The sequence below is a fragment of the Kribbella jejuensis genome, assembly GCF_006715085.1.
Classification (GTDB): Bacteria; Actinomycetota; Actinomycetes; order Propionibacteriales; family Kribbellaceae; genus Kribbella; species Kribbella jejuensis.
Window position 1 is genome coordinate 1,249,654 of sequence record NZ_VFMM01000001.1, and the last position, 18,222, is coordinate 1,267,875.

At 67.5% G+C, this 18,222-nt stretch carries 18 protein-coding genes; 7 read left to right on the forward strand and 11 right to left on the reverse strand.

The features are described 5' to 3' along the window. Positions 1 to 8 precede the first annotated feature (8 nt). A complete protein-coding gene (locus tag FB475_RS06040) occupies positions 9 to 1,310 on the reverse strand; it encodes a sensor histidine kinase (protein WP_185759099.1) in 1,302 nt (433 codons plus the stop codon). A gap of 166 nt (positions 1,311 to 1,476) precedes the next feature. On the opposite strand from FB475_RS06040, the gene FB475_RS06045 reads away from it, so the two are divergent. Continuing rightward, positions 1,477 to 2,688 carry an MFS transporter gene (locus FB475_RS06045; protein WP_141853308.1) on the forward strand — a complete coding sequence of 404 codons (1,212 nt, stop codon included), beginning with the start codon at positions 1,477 to 1,479 and terminating at the stop codon, positions 2,686 to 2,688. Further along, positions 2,685 to 3,338: a hypothetical protein gene (locus tag FB475_RS06050; RefSeq protein WP_141853310.1), complete on the forward strand. Its 654-nt coding sequence runs from the start codon at positions 2,685 to 2,687 to the stop codon at positions 3,336 to 3,338. Before FB475_RS06045 ends, FB475_RS06050 begins: the two co-directional genes overlap by 4 nt. 518 nt (positions 3,339 to 3,856) lie before the next feature. Here FB475_RS06050 and FB475_RS06055 read toward each other — a convergent pair. From FB475_RS06055 to FB475_RS06080, 6 genes are all read right to left on the reverse strand, one after another. Beyond that, complete coding sequence (locus FB475_RS06055) at positions 3,857 to 4,447, reverse strand: PIN domain-containing protein (RefSeq protein ID WP_141853312.1); 591 nt, start codon at positions 4,445 to 4,447, stop codon at positions 3,857 to 3,859. A gap of 12 nt (positions 4,448 to 4,459) precedes the next feature. Next, positions 4,460 to 4,993 carry a helix-turn-helix domain-containing protein gene (locus FB475_RS06060; protein ID WP_141853314.1) on the reverse strand — a complete coding sequence of 178 codons (534 nt, stop codon included), beginning with the start codon at positions 4,991 to 4,993 and terminating at the stop codon, positions 4,460 to 4,462. A 685-nt stretch (positions 4,994 to 5,678) separates the two neighbouring features. Further along, on the reverse strand, positions 5,679 to 6,479 hold the full coding sequence (locus tag FB475_RS06065) for a carbohydrate ABC transporter permease (protein WP_238331988.1): 801 nt from the start codon (positions 6,477 to 6,479) through the stop codon (positions 5,679 to 5,681). 23 nt (positions 6,480 to 6,502) lie between these two features. After that, the gene (locus tag FB475_RS06070; protein WP_141853318.1) at positions 6,503 to 7,426 is read right to left on the reverse strand and encodes a carbohydrate ABC transporter permease; all 924 of its coding nucleotides are present in this window, start codon (positions 7,424 to 7,426) and stop codon (positions 6,503 to 6,505) included. Positions 7,427 to 7,475: 49 nt separating this feature from the next. Continuing rightward, entirely contained in the window at positions 7,476 to 8,879 is a 1,404-nt protein-coding gene (locus tag FB475_RS06075; protein ID WP_185759101.1) for an extracellular solute-binding protein, read from the reverse strand. Between the two features lie 190 nt (positions 8,880 to 9,069). Further along, a complete protein-coding gene (locus FB475_RS06080; protein WP_141853320.1) occupies positions 9,070 to 10,056 on the reverse strand; it encodes an ABC transporter permease in 987 nt (328 codons plus the stop codon). Between the two features lie 108 nt (positions 10,057 to 10,164). On the opposite strand from FB475_RS06080, the gene FB475_RS06085 reads away from it, so the two are divergent. The 3 genes from FB475_RS06085 to FB475_RS06095 all read left to right on the forward strand — a co-directional run bounded on the left by FB475_RS06085 (position 10,165) and on the right by FB475_RS06095 (position 14,089). Beyond that, entirely contained in the window at positions 10,165 to 10,761 is a 597-nt protein-coding gene (locus FB475_RS06085; protein ID WP_141853322.1) for a TetR/AcrR family transcriptional regulator, read from the forward strand. Between the two features lie 77 nt (positions 10,762 to 10,838). Beyond that, a complete protein-coding gene (locus FB475_RS06090) occupies positions 10,839 to 11,621 on the forward strand; it encodes an ABC transporter ATP-binding protein (RefSeq protein ID WP_141853324.1) in 783 nt (260 codons plus the stop codon). After that, positions 11,618 to 14,089 (forward strand): ABC transporter permease, encoded by a 2,472-nt coding sequence (locus FB475_RS06095; RefSeq protein ID WP_141853325.1) that lies wholly within the window; start codon positions 11,618 to 11,620, stop codon positions 14,087 to 14,089. Before FB475_RS06090 ends, FB475_RS06095 begins: the two co-directional genes overlap by 4 nt. On the opposite strand, the gene FB475_RS06100 is transcribed toward FB475_RS06095, so the two are convergent. Then, entirely contained in the window at positions 14,086 to 14,691 is a 606-nt protein-coding gene (locus FB475_RS06100) for an NADPH-dependent FMN reductase (RefSeq protein ID WP_141853327.1), read from the reverse strand. The genes FB475_RS06095 and FB475_RS06100 overlap by 4 nt on opposite strands. 59 nt (positions 14,692 to 14,750) lie before the next feature. Beyond that, positions 14,751 to 15,377, reverse strand: a complete 627-nt coding sequence (locus tag FB475_RS06105) for a DedA family protein (RefSeq protein WP_141853329.1) — start codon at positions 15,375 to 15,377, stop codon at positions 14,751 to 14,753. Positions 15,378 to 15,493: 116 nt separating this feature from the next. On the opposite strand from FB475_RS06105, the gene FB475_RS06110 reads away from it, so the two are divergent. Both FB475_RS06110 and FB475_RS06115 read left to right on the forward strand, forming a co-directional pair. After that, complete coding sequence (locus FB475_RS06110) at positions 15,494 to 16,237, forward strand: 6-phosphogluconolactonase (protein ID WP_141853331.1); 744 nt, start codon at positions 15,494 to 15,496, stop codon at positions 16,235 to 16,237. Positions 16,238 to 16,245: 8 nt separating this feature from the next. Beyond that, positions 16,246 to 17,016 (forward strand): AlkZ-related protein, encoded by a 771-nt coding sequence (locus tag FB475_RS06115; protein WP_141853333.1) that lies wholly within the window; start codon positions 16,246 to 16,248, stop codon positions 17,014 to 17,016. Here FB475_RS06115 and FB475_RS06120 read toward each other — a convergent pair. Both FB475_RS06120 and FB475_RS06125 read right to left on the reverse strand, forming a co-directional pair. After that, positions 17,013 to 17,360, reverse strand: a complete 348-nt coding sequence (locus FB475_RS06120) for a VOC family protein (RefSeq protein ID WP_141853335.1) — start codon at positions 17,358 to 17,360, stop codon at positions 17,013 to 17,015. The two genes, FB475_RS06115 and FB475_RS06120, sit on opposite strands and share 4 nt — an antisense overlap. Positions 17,361 to 17,363: 3 nt before the next feature. Further along, the gene (locus FB475_RS06125; RefSeq protein ID WP_141853337.1) at positions 17,364 to 18,179 is read right to left on the reverse strand and encodes a MerR family transcriptional regulator; all 816 of its coding nucleotides are present in this window, start codon (positions 18,177 to 18,179) and stop codon (positions 17,364 to 17,366) included. Positions 18,180 to 18,222: the final 43 nt, after the last annotated feature.

Genomic DNA, 18,222 nt, shown 5'->3' on the forward strand with positions numbered 1-18,222 from the left:
CTGAACTGTCACCACCTGACCACCACCGTCGTCCCCTCGTCCGGCCGCGTCGTCAGTACGAAGGTACCGGGCAACGCCTCGGCGCGCTCGCGCATGCTGATCAGCCCGAATCCGGTCTGCCGTTGCGCCGGGTCGAACCCGGGTCCGTTGTCGGAGATCCGGAGCACGCTGTCGTCGCCGTCGCGGCTCAGCTCGACCTTCACCCGGTCCACCTTGCCGTGCCGTACGGCGTTCAGCACGGCCTCGCGGGCGATCCGTACCAGCGCGTGCCGTTGCGGACGGTCCACCACGATCGACTCGTCGAGCGCGAGGTCGAGCGTCACGCCGTACCGCTGGGCCAGCTGCTCGACGGCGCGGTGCAGTACGAAGCCGAGCGGCTCGTCGTCGGACCGGCCGAGCGCCTCGAGCATCTGCCGTGCCTCGTCCAGCGCCCGGTCGCTCGCGCCGAGGATCCGCTCCACCTTGGGGCCCTCGAACGTGGAGATCTCCGAGCGGATGTAGCCGAGCTCCTGCAGTACGCCGTCGTGCATCTCGCGGGCGAGCCTTCTTCGGTCCTCGACCACCGCGACCTCCGCTTGGAGCGCCCAGTGCCTGCTGATCTCACGGCCGGCCGCGATGAGCAGGAGCAGGTATGACGCGGTCCGTAGGACGTCCCCGGAGTACAGCCAGTCAGGGCGATCCGGTGGGAACAGGAGGTAGTTCAGCCTCGCGAAAGCGCCTACCGCGCACGCCGGACCAAGCCATCGCAGGAGGACGTCGTCGCGGCTGCGGGCCTGCCGAGTGAACGCCACCGCCGCCACCGCGAAGCATACGAGGGTCAACACCTGTGGGACCAAGAGCGCTTCAGATGTGGCCGCTTTAGCTTCGGGCAACGACGCCTTCCGCCAGTACAGCAGCGCGCTGAGCAGGAGCATGCCGGCGACAGCGGGCGCCAGGGCCCAGTGTCGCCAGCCACGGCGCCGGGCCTGCCTCTTCGGTACCAGGGCGGACGCAGCGATCAGAAGCGTTCCGACGATCCGCAGGCTTGGCGGGAGCCAGCTGCCGACCGGGCCGACCGGTTCGGTCTTCATGAGCGTGACACTCAGCAGGGCGTTCGCAGTACCGAGAACGGCGAGTCCCTGAAGTAGCAGCAGGTCCTGCCAGGTGTTGGTGCGCAAGAATCGCCCGTAAACCAGGTATGCCAGCAGAAGGGCGACGCACGCGTTGACGGTCTCCAGTGCGAGGTGCATTGAAGGGCTCTGGTATCCGAACTGGCGCTCCCACTTCCCCACGATCAACGCGAGCGCGGCCAGGCAGCTGACGACGACCACGAGGGCTACGCTGCCCCGTGCCGCCCAGAAGCTTCCGACCACCGGCCGCCGCCGCGTCACAATCACAGACCGTACGCCGGACTGACCCCGCCCGCACGCCGTCATTCCGGAAGTCACCGGTCCGCATGTCGGATAGGCTCACCGGGTTCGGAGAGGGGTGGACGGGGTGGGGTTCCGGCAGGATCTTGCCGTACTGCGGCATCGCGACGTGCGCGTCTTCGTGTCCGCACGGTTCATCTCGATCCTCGGCTCGTCGATCGCGCCGGTGGCGCTGGTGTTCGCCGTACTCGACGTCTCCGACTCCGCGAGCGCGGTCGGCACCGTACTCGCGGCGCGCAGCATCCCGAACATCGTGTTCCTGCTGATCGGCGGCGTGATCGCGGATCGGTTGCCTCGGCACCTCGTCCTCGTCACCGCCAACACGGTCAGCGGACTGACCCAGGGGCTGGCGGCGGCGCTCGTACTGTCCGGGCACGTCACGGTCTGGCAGCTCGCGTCGATCGAGGCGGTGAACGGGATCGCGGCCGCGTTCGTGATGCCCGCGATGACCGGCATCCTGCCGTCGATCGTGGACCGCACCGAACTCCCCCAGGCCAACGCGATCGCCGGCTTCGCCCGCTCCGCCGCGATGATCGGCGGCGGCGCGGTGGCCGGGGTGATCGTCGGCCTGACCAGCCCCGGCGTCGGGTTGGCGGTCGACGGCCTGACGTTCCTGGTCGGAGCTTTGTTGCTGTCCCGGTTGGCGATCCCGCGGATCGAACGCGCGGCCAGCTCTTTGCTGAGCGACCTGCGCGAGGGCTGGCACGAATTCGCGTCCCGGCAGTGGGTGTGGGTGATCGTGCTCGCGTTCGGCCTGCTCAACCTGATCTTCACCGCCTGCTACCAGGTCCTCGGCCCGGTGATCGCCGACAAGACCTTCGGCCGCACCGGCTGGGGCTTGGTCAGCGCCTGCTTCGGCGCCGGACTGGTTGCCAGCGGCATCATCATGCTCCGCCTCAAACCCCGCCGCCCACTCCGCACCGGCATGCTGGGCATGCTCCTGACCGTCCCGATCATGCTGTGCCTCGCCGTACTGCCGCAGCTGTGGGCGGTCGCGATCGCCGCGTTCTTCCTCGGCGTCGGCTTCGACATCTTCGGCATCAGCTGGGAAACCGCCCTCGGCCAACACGTCCCGATCGACAAACTCTCCCGCGTCTCCTCGTACGACATGCTCGGCTCGTTCATCGCCGGCCCGGTCGGCCAACTCACCGTCGGCTATGTCGCAGTAGCGATCAGCGCCAAAGCTGTCGAACTGTACGGCGCCGCACTCTTCGTCCTGATCACTGTCCTGACGCTCGTCGTCCCGTCCGTCTGGAACCTGCGTAGGCTGGACGCGTGAGCTCAATCGTCCCGGGACCCAAGAAAAAGCTCGAGGAAGAAATCACCGCCGCCCGCGCCGGCGCCAAGCCTCTCGACCCGAGCACGCTGAACCCCTCGGCCCCACGCCCGGAACAGCTGACCGGCCTGGACGACTGGCCCGACTCCCTCCGCACCGCCGTCGAGGCTGAACACGCCCGCCTCACCGCGCTGGAAACCAACCGCCGCAAAACCGCCGACCGCGCCGTCCCACCACTGGTCGACGCCCTGGACACCCTCTTGACCGACATCACCACCGCGTTGGGCAAACCCAGCCTCTTCACCAAACCCGCCCCCACCCCCGCCGACCCAGGGATCGCCAACTTCCTCGGCATCCCCACCGAAGCCCTCGACGTTCGAGGCAGCCGAGGCGACCACCGCACCGCCCTCCGCACCCTCAAACAACTCCGCACCCAACTGAAAGACCAGGCAACCACCCCCGACCACGACCGCCTAACCCGCCTAGCCACCTTCACCATCCGCCTAGCAGTAGCGCTCGAAGCCGCCCCCAACTCCATCACCACACTGGCCCCCCTAGCCCTAACCCGCTACACCCAAGCCCTCCCAGACCCCCAATGGAACAAAACCTTCCCCCAAAAACTAGCCACCTGGAAACAAGCCCTCACCAGCTAGAACCAACCAACTCCTCACAGAGCCCACCGCCCCCTAAAGAACACCGCTCCACGGCGCCTGCCCATCGCCGCCTCCGGCGCTGTGCGCGCGACCTACCTCCGAGCCGGAGGTTGGCGACGCCGGGCCCTGGCGTTCGCAGGTGGAAAGGTCATCACTTCGCGGCGGCGGCTCTTCTGGCGCCTTCGGCGCGGCGCGCGTGAGCTACCTCCGGGCTGGAATCGTTGGCGCCGGGTGCAGAGGTTCACAGGTAGAAATGTCACCGCTTCGCGGCGGCGGTTGTGTTGTCGCCTTCGGCGTGGTGCGCGCCAGGCGACCGTTGAGGCGAGGCCTACGGCGCTACGTGCTGTCCTCACGGTGAGGCGTCACCGCTTCGCGGCGGCTGCCTTCCGGCCGCCTCCGGCGGCGTGCGCGTGAGGTGACCGCGGCGCCGAGGTCGACGGCGCCAGGTTGCCGTGATGCGTGAGTGAGATAGTGCCACCGCTTCACCACGATTGTCCTGCACCGATCCGTTCTGTAGCTCACGGCCCGACGGCACCTTGCCGAACATCGTTGATCAGAGCAACCGCTTCCTCCATCCCGTACCTCTCGCGGAGAACGGCCAGGAAGCCTTCCACACTCACCGGCGGCTTCCTCAGGCGCGCCACAAGCGTCGTCACCGCCTCGAGCGCGAGTTCCGGGGCCACCGCGACGGTATTGGCGGCGAACTCACTCGGCGAGATGACTTCAATAGCCGGCGGCATCTTGTCCTGGGGAAAGTGCTTGAGGTTGTCGGTCACAATCGCACCAGCGTGACCTGCTACCGCTGCCGCGATCACGTGCTCGTCGTCAGGATCAGGCAGGCCGAACGTACCCTCGTACGGCTGCCAGTTCTGAACCTCCGCGTCGTCGAAGTAGCTCCGCATCATCTCGATGAGGCGAGTAGCCCGCCCCTCCGCCTCTCCCTGCGGCACACCGAACCTCACAAGCTTGTCGACCTCGCAGTACTGGAGCTCATCGAGAATCGCACTGCTCCACAGCGGCCTGTAGAGGTTCACGACGGCCAGGCTGAGTAGGAAATCGCGCTGCTTGCTGGGCCACAGGACGCAAGTATCGAGGAGGGCGGCGAACATGCACCGATACTCTCAGAAACTGCCTGTTGACCGCCTGTGCTCAGCACGCTTCTTCCGGATCCGGGCGAGCCTTTCGTTCACTACTACCGGATCCTCGTCCTCACTCATGTCCACTGATGTGTCGGCGATCGCCTGATACTGCCGCGTCCGTCGAAGATCGCGATAGTCCAAAGCGTCTTTGAGCAGAATCTTCCGGCGATTCCCGATCCGCTCGGACGCAAGCTCGCCGGCGTCGATCAGTCGGACCACCGTCGGCCGACTGACTCCCAGCAAGTCAGCGACCTGCTGGGTGGTGAGCTTCGGCATCGTCGGCGAGATCGTTACTGCACGTCCAGCCTGCAGCGCCGTCACGGCTTGCACGAGCACCCTGTGCAGCGACTCAGGAACCTCGATCTGCTCGTGCTCCTCAGCACCCACAAGGAGATAGCGCCGCTCGGGCCGCTCACCGGCCTTGCTGTGATGCGCCTCGAGGAAGCTGGCGACAGCTGCCATCTGCTCCCGCTCTTCCGGCAGGTAGGTCTGCGACTCGAGCAGCTCAGTCGTCACATCAATCCCCAAACGAACAAGTCGAAACGACTTTCGAAACGTTCGAATAGTCTGCCATCATTCAATCATGCTTGCAAGCTTGCACGCCAAACCGGTTCACGTTGGGGAGGATCTTCCGACCGCACCGGCAGGGAATCCTCTCCACCCCGAGCTCGCAGGCCAGCGGCAACAACCCGCGATCCCACCCACAGCACCCGCACACCACGGCACCCGGCGCCACCAACCTCAGCCCGCGACCGCGTGCCGCGCACCGCGCCGAAGGCGCCAAAGGACAGCCGCCGCGAAGCGGTGACCTTCCCGCGTGCGGGCCACAGCACCTGGCGCCGTCAACCCGCACCACGCAACACGCCACGCGCACCACGCCGAAGGCGCCGAAGGACAGCCGCCGCGAGAAGCGGTGTCCTTGGGGTCGCGCGGGGGGTGTGCTTTTGGTCTGCGGACCACAGCACCCGGCGCCATCAACCTCGGCCCGGCAACCACCTCACGCGCGTTGCGCCGAAGGCGCCACAAGACAGCCGCCGCGAAGCGGTGTCCGATTCAACCCGCAAACCGCAGCACCCGGCGCCGATGGGCTCCGCTCGGCATCACCTCACGCGCGCGCCGCCGGAGGCGGCCGAAAGGACAGCCGCCGCGAAGCGGTGTCCTTTGGCCGGTGGGGCGGTGTTCTTGGGGCGGTTCTGGTGGGTCAGCCCTTGATGGCGCCGCCTAGGGCGAAGGCGCCGCCTAGTTTGCGGCTGAGGAGGAGGTAGAGGAGGAGTACGGGGGTGGTGTAGATGAGGGAGTACGCCGCCAGCTGTCCGTAGTTCGGTTCGCCGTACTGGCCGAAGAACGTGAAGATGCTGACCGACGCCGGCAGCCGTTCGGGTGACAGCAGCAGCATGAACGGGACGAAGAAGTTGCCCCACATCCCGATGAAGGTGAAGATCAGCACGACCGCGATCCCCGGCCACATCAGCGGCAGCACGATCGCCCACAGCGCGCGCATGTTGCCGGCGCCGTCGACCCACGCGGCCTCTTCCAGGGACAGCGGTACGCCGTCCATGAACGTCTTCGTCAGCCAGATCGCGAACGGCAACGCCGACGTCGCCATGAACATGATGGTGCCACCAATGGTGTCCACCAGGTTCAGCTGCACGAACAACCCGTACACCGGCACCATGACCGCCGTGATCGGCAGCCCGGTACAGAACAACACGGTCAGCAAGAACGGCCGGTTGAACCGGGTACGGAATCGCGACAGCGGATAGGCCGCCAGTACCGCGCAGATCATCGTCAGCAGCGCCGACCCACCGCACAGGATGATGCCGTTCAAAACAGGCCGGTACGTCGTGTCGGTGTTGAGTACCGCCTTGAAGTTCCCGAGCGTCGGATGCGTCGGGAACTCCACGCGCAACCCGGCCGTCCGGTTGATCGACGCGAACAGCACCCAGAGCAGCGGCAGCACGAACAGCACGCCGATGGCCAGCAGGATCAGATTCGACGTCACCTTGCTAAGACGGTCGCGCGCAATCACGCTGCCTCCGAGTTGAGTCCACGCAGGTAGATCAGCGAGAACACCGCGCCGATCGCCAGCATCACCAGCGCGATCGCCGTACCGTAGCCGATCTGGGAGAAGCTGAATGCCTGCTCGTACATGTACAGCGGCAGCGTCTGGCTCTTGGTACCAGGCCCGCCGCGGGTCATCGCGTAGATCAGGCCGAAGACGCTCAGCGTCTGCAGCGTGATCAGCATCAGGTTGGTCATGATCGCGCGGGTGATCATCGGCAGCGTCACGAACGCGAGCCGCCGCCATCCGCCGGCGCCGTCCATCTCGGCGGACTCCTCGATCTCCTTCGGGATCTCGCTGAGCGCTGCGGAGTACACCAGCATGGAGAACGCCGTACCGCGCCAGATGTTGGCCAGCGACACCGCGATGATCGGTGCCCCGTACAACCAGTCCTGGCCGGGCAGGCCGACGGCGTGCAGCATCACGTTCAGCGTGCCGTCGTCGTTGAAGAACGCGCTCAGCAGGTACGCCGCGACCACCTCGGGCAGCACCCACGCGCCGATGACCGCGGTACCGACGAAGTTGCGCACGACCTTCGTCGATCTGCGCATCAGCAACGAGAGCCCGAGGCCGAGCGTGTTCTGGCCGATGATCGCGGAGATCAGCGTGAACACCAGCGTCAGCCAGATCGAGTTCGTGAACGCGCTGCTGCTGAACGCCTTGCGGAAGTTCTCCAGGCCGACGAACTTGACGTTCGCGGCACCGGTACCGGTGAGCGCCATGTTCGTGAACGCGGCGTACACGCAGTAGATGATCGGGCCAGCCAGGAAGACCAGCATCAGTCCGATGGCCGGCGACAGCGGCAGCATCCGGACGAGTTTGGCCGCCCGCGGCCGCTTGCCCGTGGAGGGCGTAGCGGCCGCGGTCGGTGCGACAGTCGTCGTCACAGGGGAGGTTTCCCTTCGAGCCGGGGACAGTCCGGGGGCGAGCCCGGGACTACTGGCCGGTGCTCTGGGTCGTCGTCTTGTCCTTGCCGCCGACGATTCCCTCGACCGCCTGGTCGTAGTTCTTCGCGGCGTCGTCCGGCGAGGACTGCCCGGTCATCACCGATTCCATCGCGGTGATGATCTCGTTCGACACCTTCGGGTACTCCGGCAGCGCCGGCCGGTACACGGTCACCGACACCAGGTCGGTGAAGAACTGCGTGCTCGCCGAGGAGGACTTGTACGCCGCGTCCGCCGCCACGTCCTTGCGGACGGCGATCTGCGCGCCGTCGGTGGCGTACTTCGCCGCGTTCTTCTGCGTCTGCAGGGTCTTGATGAAGTCCCAAGCCGCGTCGGGGTTCTTCGACTTGGCCGGGATCGCCCAGGTCCAGCCGCCGGAGAGGCTGACCTTGCCCTTGCCGCCGCCGTCCTGCGTCGGCATCGCAGTCTGGCCGAGCACGGTGCTCCACTGCGGCCACGGCTTGGCGCCGGACTTCAGCCAGTTGCCGTAGATCCAGGAACCGTCGAGGTCGATCGCGAGCTTCTGCTGCGGCAGCAGTTCGGTGCCGACCTTGCTGCCCATGTTCGGGCTCAGCGCGTCCTTCGGTGACGGGGCCAGGCCCTCGGAGAAGACGGTCTTGACGAAGTTCAGCGAGTCCTTGAAGCCCTGGCTGCCGACGACCCACTTCTTCTGGTCGTAGTTGTACAGCGTGTCCTTCGTGCCGTACAGCAGCATCTCGAAGCCCTGCATGGCCGAGGCTTCACCCATCGGCTTGCCGGAGTACATGTTGAACGGGATGACGCCGGGCACCTTCTGCTTGATCGTGCGGGCCGCACTCAGTACGTCGTCCCACGTCTTCGGGTGCCAGTCGGCCGGCAGACCGGCCTTTTGGAAGATCTGCTTGTTGTACCAGAGCGCCCGGGTGTCGGTGCCGTCCGGAATGCCGTACGTCTTGCCGTCCTGACCACGCGCCGCACCCTTGGCGGTGTCCTCGAACTGGCTCCACTGGTCCCAGTTCTTGATGTAGTCGTCGAGCGGCCTCAGGTACCCCGCGGTGATGTCGGAGTTGATCAGGAACGTGTCCTCATAGACGATGTCCGGCGCGGTGTTCGGCGACCGCATCATCAACTGGATCTTGGTGTAGTAGTCGTTCTCGCTGGCGACGACCGGAACGATCTCGACCTGGGAGCCGGGGTGCGCGGCCTCGTACTCGGACTTCACGCCGGTGAGGAAGTTCTTCATCACCACGCCCGGACCCCACTGCTGATACGCGATCTTGATGTGCGCGGGACCGGAGCTCTGCGAGCTACCTGCCTCCGGCTGCTTGGTCGTCGAGCCCTGGCTACAGGCCGACACCGCCAGCAGCAGTGCGGCACCCAGTGCGGCCGCTGCTTGGAAACGTTTCCTCTTCACCATCACGTCCACCTTCGGGCAATCGTTGTCATCCCGGTACCACCACCCAAACCCTGCGGGCTTTCCCGTGACCGTAGGAGCCCTCGGCAAGCGAAGTCAATGCTTGACAGACAACGTTGTCGCCCCAGTTGCACACTGACGCGGCGACCGGCACGTAACGATCCGGTCACCGCGTTGTCATACCCCTACTTTGTCAGGCCGCGAGCGCTGACGCCTCGTGGCGCGCATGGACGGCGCGTCCCCGGCCGCGGAGTGCGCCGAGGCCGCAGAGAAGTACGCCGGCGACCAGCCAGCAGGCGAGTACGAGGAGTGGCCGGCCGGCTCCGTTGCCGTCGAAGAAGCTCACCGAACGTAGCGCAGTACCCGCTGCTCCAGGCGGCAGGAACTGCCCGAACGTGCCCCAGCCGCTCGGCAGCATCTCGGGCGCGCTGGTCATCCCGGACAACGGGTTGCCGAGCAGCATCATCACGGCGCCGCCGAAGGCGAGCCCCGCCGTACCGATCAACCACTCCAGGCCCAGCAGCGTCATGCTGATCGCCCCGATCGACATCGCGATCACGCCCGCGTTGCCCAGGTAGCTGCCCTCGAACGAGCCGAGCCAGTACTGCAGCACGGCGGCCAGCGCTAGCCCACCGGTGATCGCGAACGCGAGTGCCCCGATCATCCGCTTCGCCCCGGACCGAACCAGCTGGGTCAGCGCCCCGGCGGCGATGATCCCGCCGAGAACGAGCGGCAGCGCACCGGCAGCCAGGCCTGCTCCGCGCGGATCGTCCTTGGGCAGCGGGACGATGTCGGTGACCTTCGCCGCGCCGTCCGGGTGCATCCGGCCCGCGAGCTGCGTGAGGATCTGCGCGACCGCGGGCCCACCGGCCGACGCGGTCAGTACCTCGGGTTGCCCCGTGTCGAGCACGATCGCGCCGTACGCGTCCCGGTCCTTGATCCGCTGCACCGCCGCCTGCCGATCCGGTACGTCGGTGAGCGCGAAGCCGCCCGGAATCGCCTGGTCGAGCGCGGTCTTCACCTGCGTGACGGCCGGCGCCGGGCCGGACACGGCGAGCGGGACGTCCCGCGGTTCGGAGCGCGCGGACGGCCACGCGAACGCGATCAGGAACACGGTGAGTACGGCGGTCAGCAGCGTGACGACCGCGATCAGGGGCGGCCGGCGCCGTTCAGTAGCCATCAGCTGGACTCCCTCGAGATCAAAACCGAATGATCGTTCTTTATGATTCCGAGGGTGGCAACGGGTCGGCGACTTGTCAAGAACGGACATTCGTTTTATGTTGCGAGCGTGCCCAAGGTCACCGAGGAACACCGGCTCGCCCGCCGCGCGCAGATCGTCGCGGCCGCGCGCAGGTGTGTGATCGAGGAGGGCTTCCACAAGACGACGATGGCGGACGTGATCCGCGAGTCCGGCCTGTCCGCCGGCGCCGTCTACGGGTACTTCAAGAGCAAGGAGGAGATCGTCGGCGCGATCGCCGAGGACGCGCTCAGCACGATCGACGAGCTGTTCGGGACGATCCTCGCCACCGACGACCCGCTCACCCCGCTGGCCGCGCTCGAAGCGACCATCGACCACGTCGTCGAGATCGCGCAGCGTCCCGGCGGCGACGTCACCCGGGTCGCGGTGCAGGCCTGGGCGGAGGCGCTACGCGACGACTCGATCCGCGACATCGCCCGTGGCAAGTACTGCAGGCTCCGCGACCACTTCCTCGAGATCGCGCGCCGCGCCCAGGCCGACGGTACGGTCGACGCCGGCGTCGACCCGGAGGACGTCGCGCAGGTCATGTTCAGCATGATCCCCGGCTTCGTGCTGCAGCGGCTGCTGATCGGCGACATCACTCCGGCGACGTACAAGGCCGGACTGCGGGCGCTGCTGCGGTCCTAGGTGGTGGAGTTTCACCCACCCTTTCCGGCGGTCCAGCACCCTCGGCGGGTACGTCGTAGGTCCGTAGCGTCAGCGGCATGAGGAAACGTGCGCAGGAAACAGCCGACGGGACCGGGTACTCGGTCGTCCTGCAGGATGTACGACGGGTCTACGGCCGGGGCGGAAACGCCGTCATCGCGCTGAACGGGATCTCGATGAAGTTCGCGCCGGGGACCTTCACCGCGGTGATGGGTCCGTCGGGCTCGGGCAAGAGCACGTTCCTGCACTGCGCCGCGGGGCTGGACCGGCCGACGTCCGGCAGTGTGCACATCGACGGACAGCCGCTGGCCGGGCTCAGCGAACGCAGGCTGACCGAGCTCCGGCGGGAGCGGATCGGGTTCGTGTTCCAGTCCTTCAACCTGCTGCCGACGCTGAACGTCTGGCAGAACGTCTGCCTGCCGCAGGAGCTCGACGGCCGCCGCCCGAACAAGGCCGCCGTCCGGCAGGTCCTGGAGCGGGTGGGGCTCGGCGACCGACACAAGCACCGCCCGGGCGAGCTGTCCGGCGGGCAGCAGCAGCGGGTCGCTATCGCGCGTGCGCTGGTCGCGCGTCCGGCGGTGATTTTCGCCGACGAGCCGACGGGTGCGCTGGACACGCAGACCGCTGCCGACGTACTGGAGCTGCTCCGCGAGCCGGTGCGTACGCAGGGGCAGACGGTCGTGATGGTGACGCACGATCCGGTCGCCGCGTCGTACGCGGATCAGGTGGTGTTCCTTGCCGACGGTGTGCTGGCCGGCAGCCTGACCGCGCCGACCGCCGAACAGGTCGCGGACCGGATGACGCACCTCGGCGCGCGTTCCCTGCAGGCGGTGGCGGGATGATGCGCCTCGCCCTTCGCACCTTGCGCTACCGGAAGAGCGGGTTCCTCGCCACGTTCGTCGCGGTCGTCTTCGGCACCGCGATTGTGATGGCGTGCGGCGGCCTGATGGAGACCGGCATCCGTTCGAACGTAGCCCCGCAACGCCTGGCCGCGACCTCGTTGGTCATCACCGGCAACCAGTCCCACCTGCGCCCCGGCGCCGAAGACGCCACTCCCCTCCCCGAACGAGTCGGCGTCCCCACCACCCTCCTCCCCCACATCCGATCCACCCCAGGAGTTCAATCAGCCGTAGGCGACTACACCTTCACCGCGATCACGAGCGGCGCGCCGGTGGTTGCCGAGGGCCACAACTGGTCGTCAGCCGTACTCGCCCCATATCACCTCAGTTCTGGGCACGCGCCGCGGTCCGGGCAGGTAGTGGTTCCGTCCGGGAAAGTAGGACAACACCTCACCTTCCTCATCAACGGCGAACCAAGGACCTACACCGTCAGCGGCATCGCAGCAGGCCCGGCGGGACATGCCTTCTTCAACGACCGCGACGCAGAACACCTGGTCCAGAACCCGGCACGCTTCGCCGACATCGGCGTACAAGTTGCCCCCGGCACCGACCTCGACAAGCTCAAGAAGCAACTCGAAACCATCGACAACCTGACCGTCCGCGCCGGCATCGACCGAGGATTGGCTGAGCACCCCGACGCCGAGTCCCACCGCACCGCACTCATCTCGATCGCCGGCTCCTTCGGCGGTATCGCCGCCATGACGATGATGTTCGTCGTCACCTCGACGCTCGCCCTCGCTGCGCAGCACCGCGAGCGCGAGTTCGCCCTGCTCCGCGGCATCGGCACCACGCCCGGCCAGGTACGCCGAATGATCCTCGGCGAAGCCCTCCTCGTCTCACTCCCAGCCGTAGCCCTAGGCGCACTCCCAGGCTTCTTCCTGGGCCGATTCCTCTTCGACCAACTGGCCTCCCACGGCGTAGCGTCCCCGGTGGTCGAGTTCTACCAAGGCCTCATCCCGTTCGCCGCCGGCGCCGGCGCAGCAGTACTCGCGGCCATCGGCGCCGCCCTCATCGCCGCCCGCAAGTCCGCGAAGATCCGCCCGGTCGAAGCGCTCGCGGAGGCTTCCCTGCAGCGCAGGTGGTTCAGCTGGATCCGCCTGTTCTTCGGCCTGGCCGCCCTCGGCGGCGGACTGGCCCTGCTGATCGTCACCGCAACAGTCATGAGCGGCCCACTAGCCGCAGCCACCGCGGGCCCCTCAGTACTCTGCTGGGCCATAGGTGTAGCCCTGCTAGGCCCGTTCTGGACCAAGCTGGTCCTGGCAATCTGGCGCTGGCCAGTACAAGCCCTGACGAGAGTCAACGGCCGCCTGGCCATCCGCAACCTCTCCGCACGATCCGTAGCCCTGTCAGCAGCCGTCACGCCAGTCATGCTCGCCGTAGGCATCTCCACTGCCAACCTGTACATGCAGACCACGCAGGTACACGCCTCCGCAACAGCATTCACCCGCGATCTCAGAGCAGACGCAGTACTGGTCTCGGACGCCGGCCTGTCCGCAAAGCTCCTCGACCAGGTGAGAGCTACTCCTGGTGTGGCGAGCGCCTCGGCGTACGTACGCAGCATGGGCGCGGTCGACGACCCCCGCAACGCCCCCTTCGACGAGGACGGCGCGCCGGTGGTCGGTGTCGACGCCCAGGGCGCGGACGGTACGGCGCCCGTACGCCTGACCGCAGGCTCACTCACCGGCCTGTCCGGCCAGACCGTCGCGATCCCGGAAAGCATGGCCGCCAAGACGAACCGGGGCGTCGGCTCCGACATCACCATGACGCTGGGCGACGGAACCACGGTCAAGCTGAAGGTGGTGGCAACGTTCGCCGCCGACCGCGGCTACGAAACGCTCATGCTCCCCGCCGCTCTCGTCGCTGCGCACACAACGGACGGCCTGACCAAACAGATCCTGGTCCGCGCCGCACCGAACGCCGACGTACGCCCGGCCCTCGCCAAACTCGCCGCCGCCAACCCGGGCGTCCAGGTGGCAGACCGGGACGCGCTGGTCGCCACCAACGTCGAGGACCTGCAAACCCAAGCCTGGGTGAACTACATGCTCGTCGGCATGCTCATCGCCTACACCGCGGTCTCGGTCGTCAACACCCTGGTGTCGACCACGCTGCGCCGCCGCCGCGAGTTCGCCCTGCAACGCCTGACCGGGTCCACCCGCTTCCAGGTGCTCCGCATGCTCACCACTGAAAGCACGCTGATCACCCTCACCGGCATCACGCTCGGTACGGCGGTAGCACTCGCCTGTCTCCTCCCGTACTCCGCGAAGGTCTCCGGCAGCGCCATCCCGACCGGCCCGATCTGGATCTACCTGACAGTCGCCGCCACCGCAGCCGCGCTGACGTTCCTGTCCACCCTCATCCCCGCAACCACCGCGCTACGCCACCCCGCCACCCAACCGACTCACAGCGACTAGTGCGCCGGCGTCGGCTCGGGGGTGGGCTGAAGGGCGATGGTGGTGGCCTGGACGATGGCGGCGTTCGTCCGGATCCAGGTGGACAGCACCACCTGGAGATCCTCGAGGTCTCGTTCCTCGAGGATCACGCCGGGGACGGGGACGCTGGCGCCCAGCTCGGCGAGGACCGGGCGGAGATGCTGGTCGGCCAGGAGTTTGTGGCTGGGCGCGGCCGAGACCGTCACCGGGATCACTACGGAGCCGGCCAGCGCGGCGGGACGCAGTACATCGAGGAAGCTCTTCAGCAGACCCGTGTAGCTGCCCTTGTAGACCGGGGTCGCAACCACGATCACCGACGCCGACGACACCAGGTCGATCGCACTCGCCAAAGCCTCGCTGCCCGCCTGATCGCCCTGGAAGATCGCCGGCGCGAACGTCACCAGGTCGATCAGCTCGTCGATGCGGTACGGCGTACCGAGCTCGGAGGCGAGTAGTTCGGCAACGGAGGCCGCGGCGGCGGCCGTCCGCGAACCCGGGCGCGGATTGCCGACCACGGTGACCACGGACTGTGGCCAGACCGGCTGGTCCGCTACCACCTGCGACTCGAACGCGACTGACGCCATGACCCATCTCCTGAACCCTTGGAAGCAACTACCGTCGAGGGTAGTCAAAGTCCAGCCGCTTACTTGACTTTCTCAGAATCCGAACGGAGCTTGACGACGACGAACCAGATGACCGCCGCGACCGCGCCGGCCAGCACGACCTTCTGGAACACCCCGACCGACGACTCCACCACGTGCCACCGCTCGCCCAACTGGTAGCCGGCCACGATCAGCAGGCTGTTCCACACCAGGCTGCCGAGGGCGGTCAGCGGGAGGAAGACCACGATCCGCATCCGCTCCACCCCGGCCGGCACCGAGATCATGCTGCGCACGACCGGTACCAGCCGTCCGATCAGCACCGCCTTCGGACCGTGCCGGACGAACCACTGCTCGGCCTTGTCCACGTCGCGCAGCTTCACCAGCGGCAGCTTCGCGATGATGGCCCGCGTCCGGTCGCGTCCGAGGACCGCGCCCACGCCGTACAAAGCGAGCGCTCCCACGACCGAACCGAGCGTCGTGAACAGGATCGCGCTGAGCAGGCCGAGGTCGCCGCGGGCCGCCGCGAATCCGGCCAGCGGCAGGATCACCTCACTCGGCAACGGCGGGAACAGGTTTTCCAACGCCACCGCGAGCCCCGCGCCCGCCGGGCCGAGATCCTCCATCAACCCGACCGCCCATCCGGCAACACCACCACTTGTTGTCGTCATGCCCACGAACCTATTGGCCGGGGACAAGTCACACACTGGAGTCAGCCACCGGCTCGGCCTCGGGCGAACCACCGGGGGAAATCCCCCGGCCGGAGACTTGTGCGAGCCTTTTCCTCATGACTGTCGAGCATGCGCCGCGGGTCAGCACCTACCCGAACCGCGAGGAACTCGGCCGCGCCGCGGCCGCCGAGGCCGCCGCCCGGCTCCGGAAAACGATCGCGGACACCGGTACGGCGCGCGTGCTGCTCGCCGCCGCGCCGAGCCAGACAGCCACCCTGACCGCGCTCGCAACGGAACCGGACGTCGACTGGAGCAAGGTCGTCCTCTTCCACATGGACGAGTACGTCGGTCTCGGCCCGGACGCGCCGCAGTCGTTCCGGAACTGGCTGCGCCGTACCTTTCTCGACAAGGTGCCGCTGGCAACGTTCTACCCGCTGGACCCGGACGACGAGAACTACGCCGCGCTGCTCGGCGACGAACCCTTCGACCTGGTCCTGTTCGGCCTCGGCGTCAACGGCCACCTCGCCTTCAACGACCCACCCGCCGACTTCGGCGATCCGCAGCCCACCAGACGGGTCGCGCTCGACGAGACGAGCCGCCGCCAGCAGGTCGACGAGGGCAACTTCCCGACGCTGGCCGACGTACCGACCCACGCGATCACCGTCACCATCCCCCGCCTCCTGAACGCGCACACCCTGATCGGCTCCGTCCCCGGCACCACCAAACGCCAAGCAGTACACGACACCCTCACCCAGCCGATCAGCCCCAACTACCCAGGCACAGCCCTACGCACCCATCCCGACGTACAACTCTTCCTCGACACCGAGTCGAACCCACCCACCCAAGCCACCGGTGATTGACTGGCGTGATGGGAATCCAGGAGACCTCCGACGCCGAACTCGGCAAGGCCCGGGCCGTTCGCTGGTGGGTTCGTGGGCGCCGGGTCGGATCGATCGAGCGCGCCGCGAAGTTCATCGACGATGTCGGTTTCGCGCTGCTCTTCCCGGCACCTCGAACCGTCGTACCGTCGCTGTGGGACGCGGTCGCCGGCGAGGACGAGGAACCGTTCGGCGCCGGCATGGGGACGAACGAGCAACGTGTCTGGACGTGGAAGGACGAGCTGCCTCGCCGCGGTCTCGCCTGGTACGGCGCGTATCTCGGCGGCCGGGGTTCGTTCCTGTCACCGGAACTCCTGCGTGCCCTCTACCCGGCGGCGGGCGACGTCGGCGACCACCTGCTGATGGACCTGTCGCCCACGGCACACGAGATCGCGGAGGCCGTCGCGGCCGAGCCGATGCCCAGCGCGACGCTGCGAGCGCTGATCGGCGATCGAGGGCGTTACCAGCGGGCGATCACCGAGTTGCAGCGCAGCTTGCTGGTCACCACCGCCGGCGTGCACGACACCGGCTCGGGCTGGCCGGCCGCGTTGATCACACTCACCTGCCATCAGTTCGATGTCGGCGGCAGGACGGACCACGCGCTCGCTACCGGACAGTTCCTGGACACCATGCTCGCCACCACAGCGGGCGAGCTCGCGCGTGCGTTCCGGTGGCCGGTGGCGCAGGCACGAGCCCGTCTGACCGAACAGGTCGAGCTCGGCCGGGCAACCTTCGACGGCACCCGGTACCTGTCCGTTTAGCGGTGTTCGGCGAGGTCGAAGACGTTGCCTTCCGGGTCGGCGAGGGTGATCCAGTGAGTGCCGTATTCGTTGTGTTCGTCGAGGCGTTTGGCGCCGAGGTCGACGAGCCGGTCGACCTCGGTGGACCAGTCGGAGGTGGCGAGGTCGAGGTGCAGGCGGTTCTTGCCGTTGCGCGGCTCGGGGACCTGCAGGAACATCAGCGTCGGTCCGGCCGCGGTCTTGATGGTGGCGAAGAACTCGTTGGCCTCGGCATCTACTTCGGTCGACAGCACGTCGGCCCAGAAGGTGGCCAGGCGCTTCGCGTTCGCGCAGTCGACGGCGATGTTCTCGAGAGTGACGGGCATGGATCAACCTTTCAGGACTGGGATCTGCCGGATCGGCCAGCAGACCTCGGTTCGGTAGTCGGCCGGATCGGGGACGTCCCCGGGGCCGATCGGATACAGCTCCCGGATCGGACCGGGAGCGACCTCGCAGTACTCCGCGACGTGTGTACCGAGTGCGGCGTACGTCCGGTCGAAGTCGGTCATGTGGCCGGCGTGCACCGCGATCGCGAAGTACCCGCCGGGGAGGTCGACGAGCTCGACGCCCGCGGCCGGCGGCTGGTCGAGCGGGACCGGGTGGAACGCGACGACCTCGCCCTTGTCCTCGGTGAAGAACTCGTCACCGTACGTCGCTCCCGAGGTGCCGGGGAGGTCGACGGTCACGCCGCCGAGCAGGCCGTACGCGAACTCGAACCACGGCCCGATCTCGGACCGCAGCACCTGACCGCGGACGCCGTACGCACGGAAGGGCGGGATGTACCGGTAGTGCACGTCGAGGAGCGGGCGGCCCGGAGTGAGCAGCTCGCGGAGTGAGGCGACGACGTCGCGGGTGTGCACGAGTTCCTGCTCCATCCGCTCGAGATGCGTCCTCAACGTCTCCTCGCGCGCGGCGCTGTCGCCTGCCTCGACGACGGCACGCACGTCGGGCAGCGGCATCCGCAGCTCGCGGAGGCGGCGGATGAGCAGCGCGGTCTCCACCTGGCTCGTCCCGTACCGCCGGTAACCGGACGAGGAGTCGATCGAGACCGGCGCGAGCAGACCGATCTCGTGGTAGTGGTGCAGGGTCTTCACACTCAGGTGGGTCAGTCGCGAGAACTCCCCCACCGTCACCGTCGCCGTCATGTCGCCTAGCTTCCACCCTCCGGTAACAGGAGGGTCAAACGCG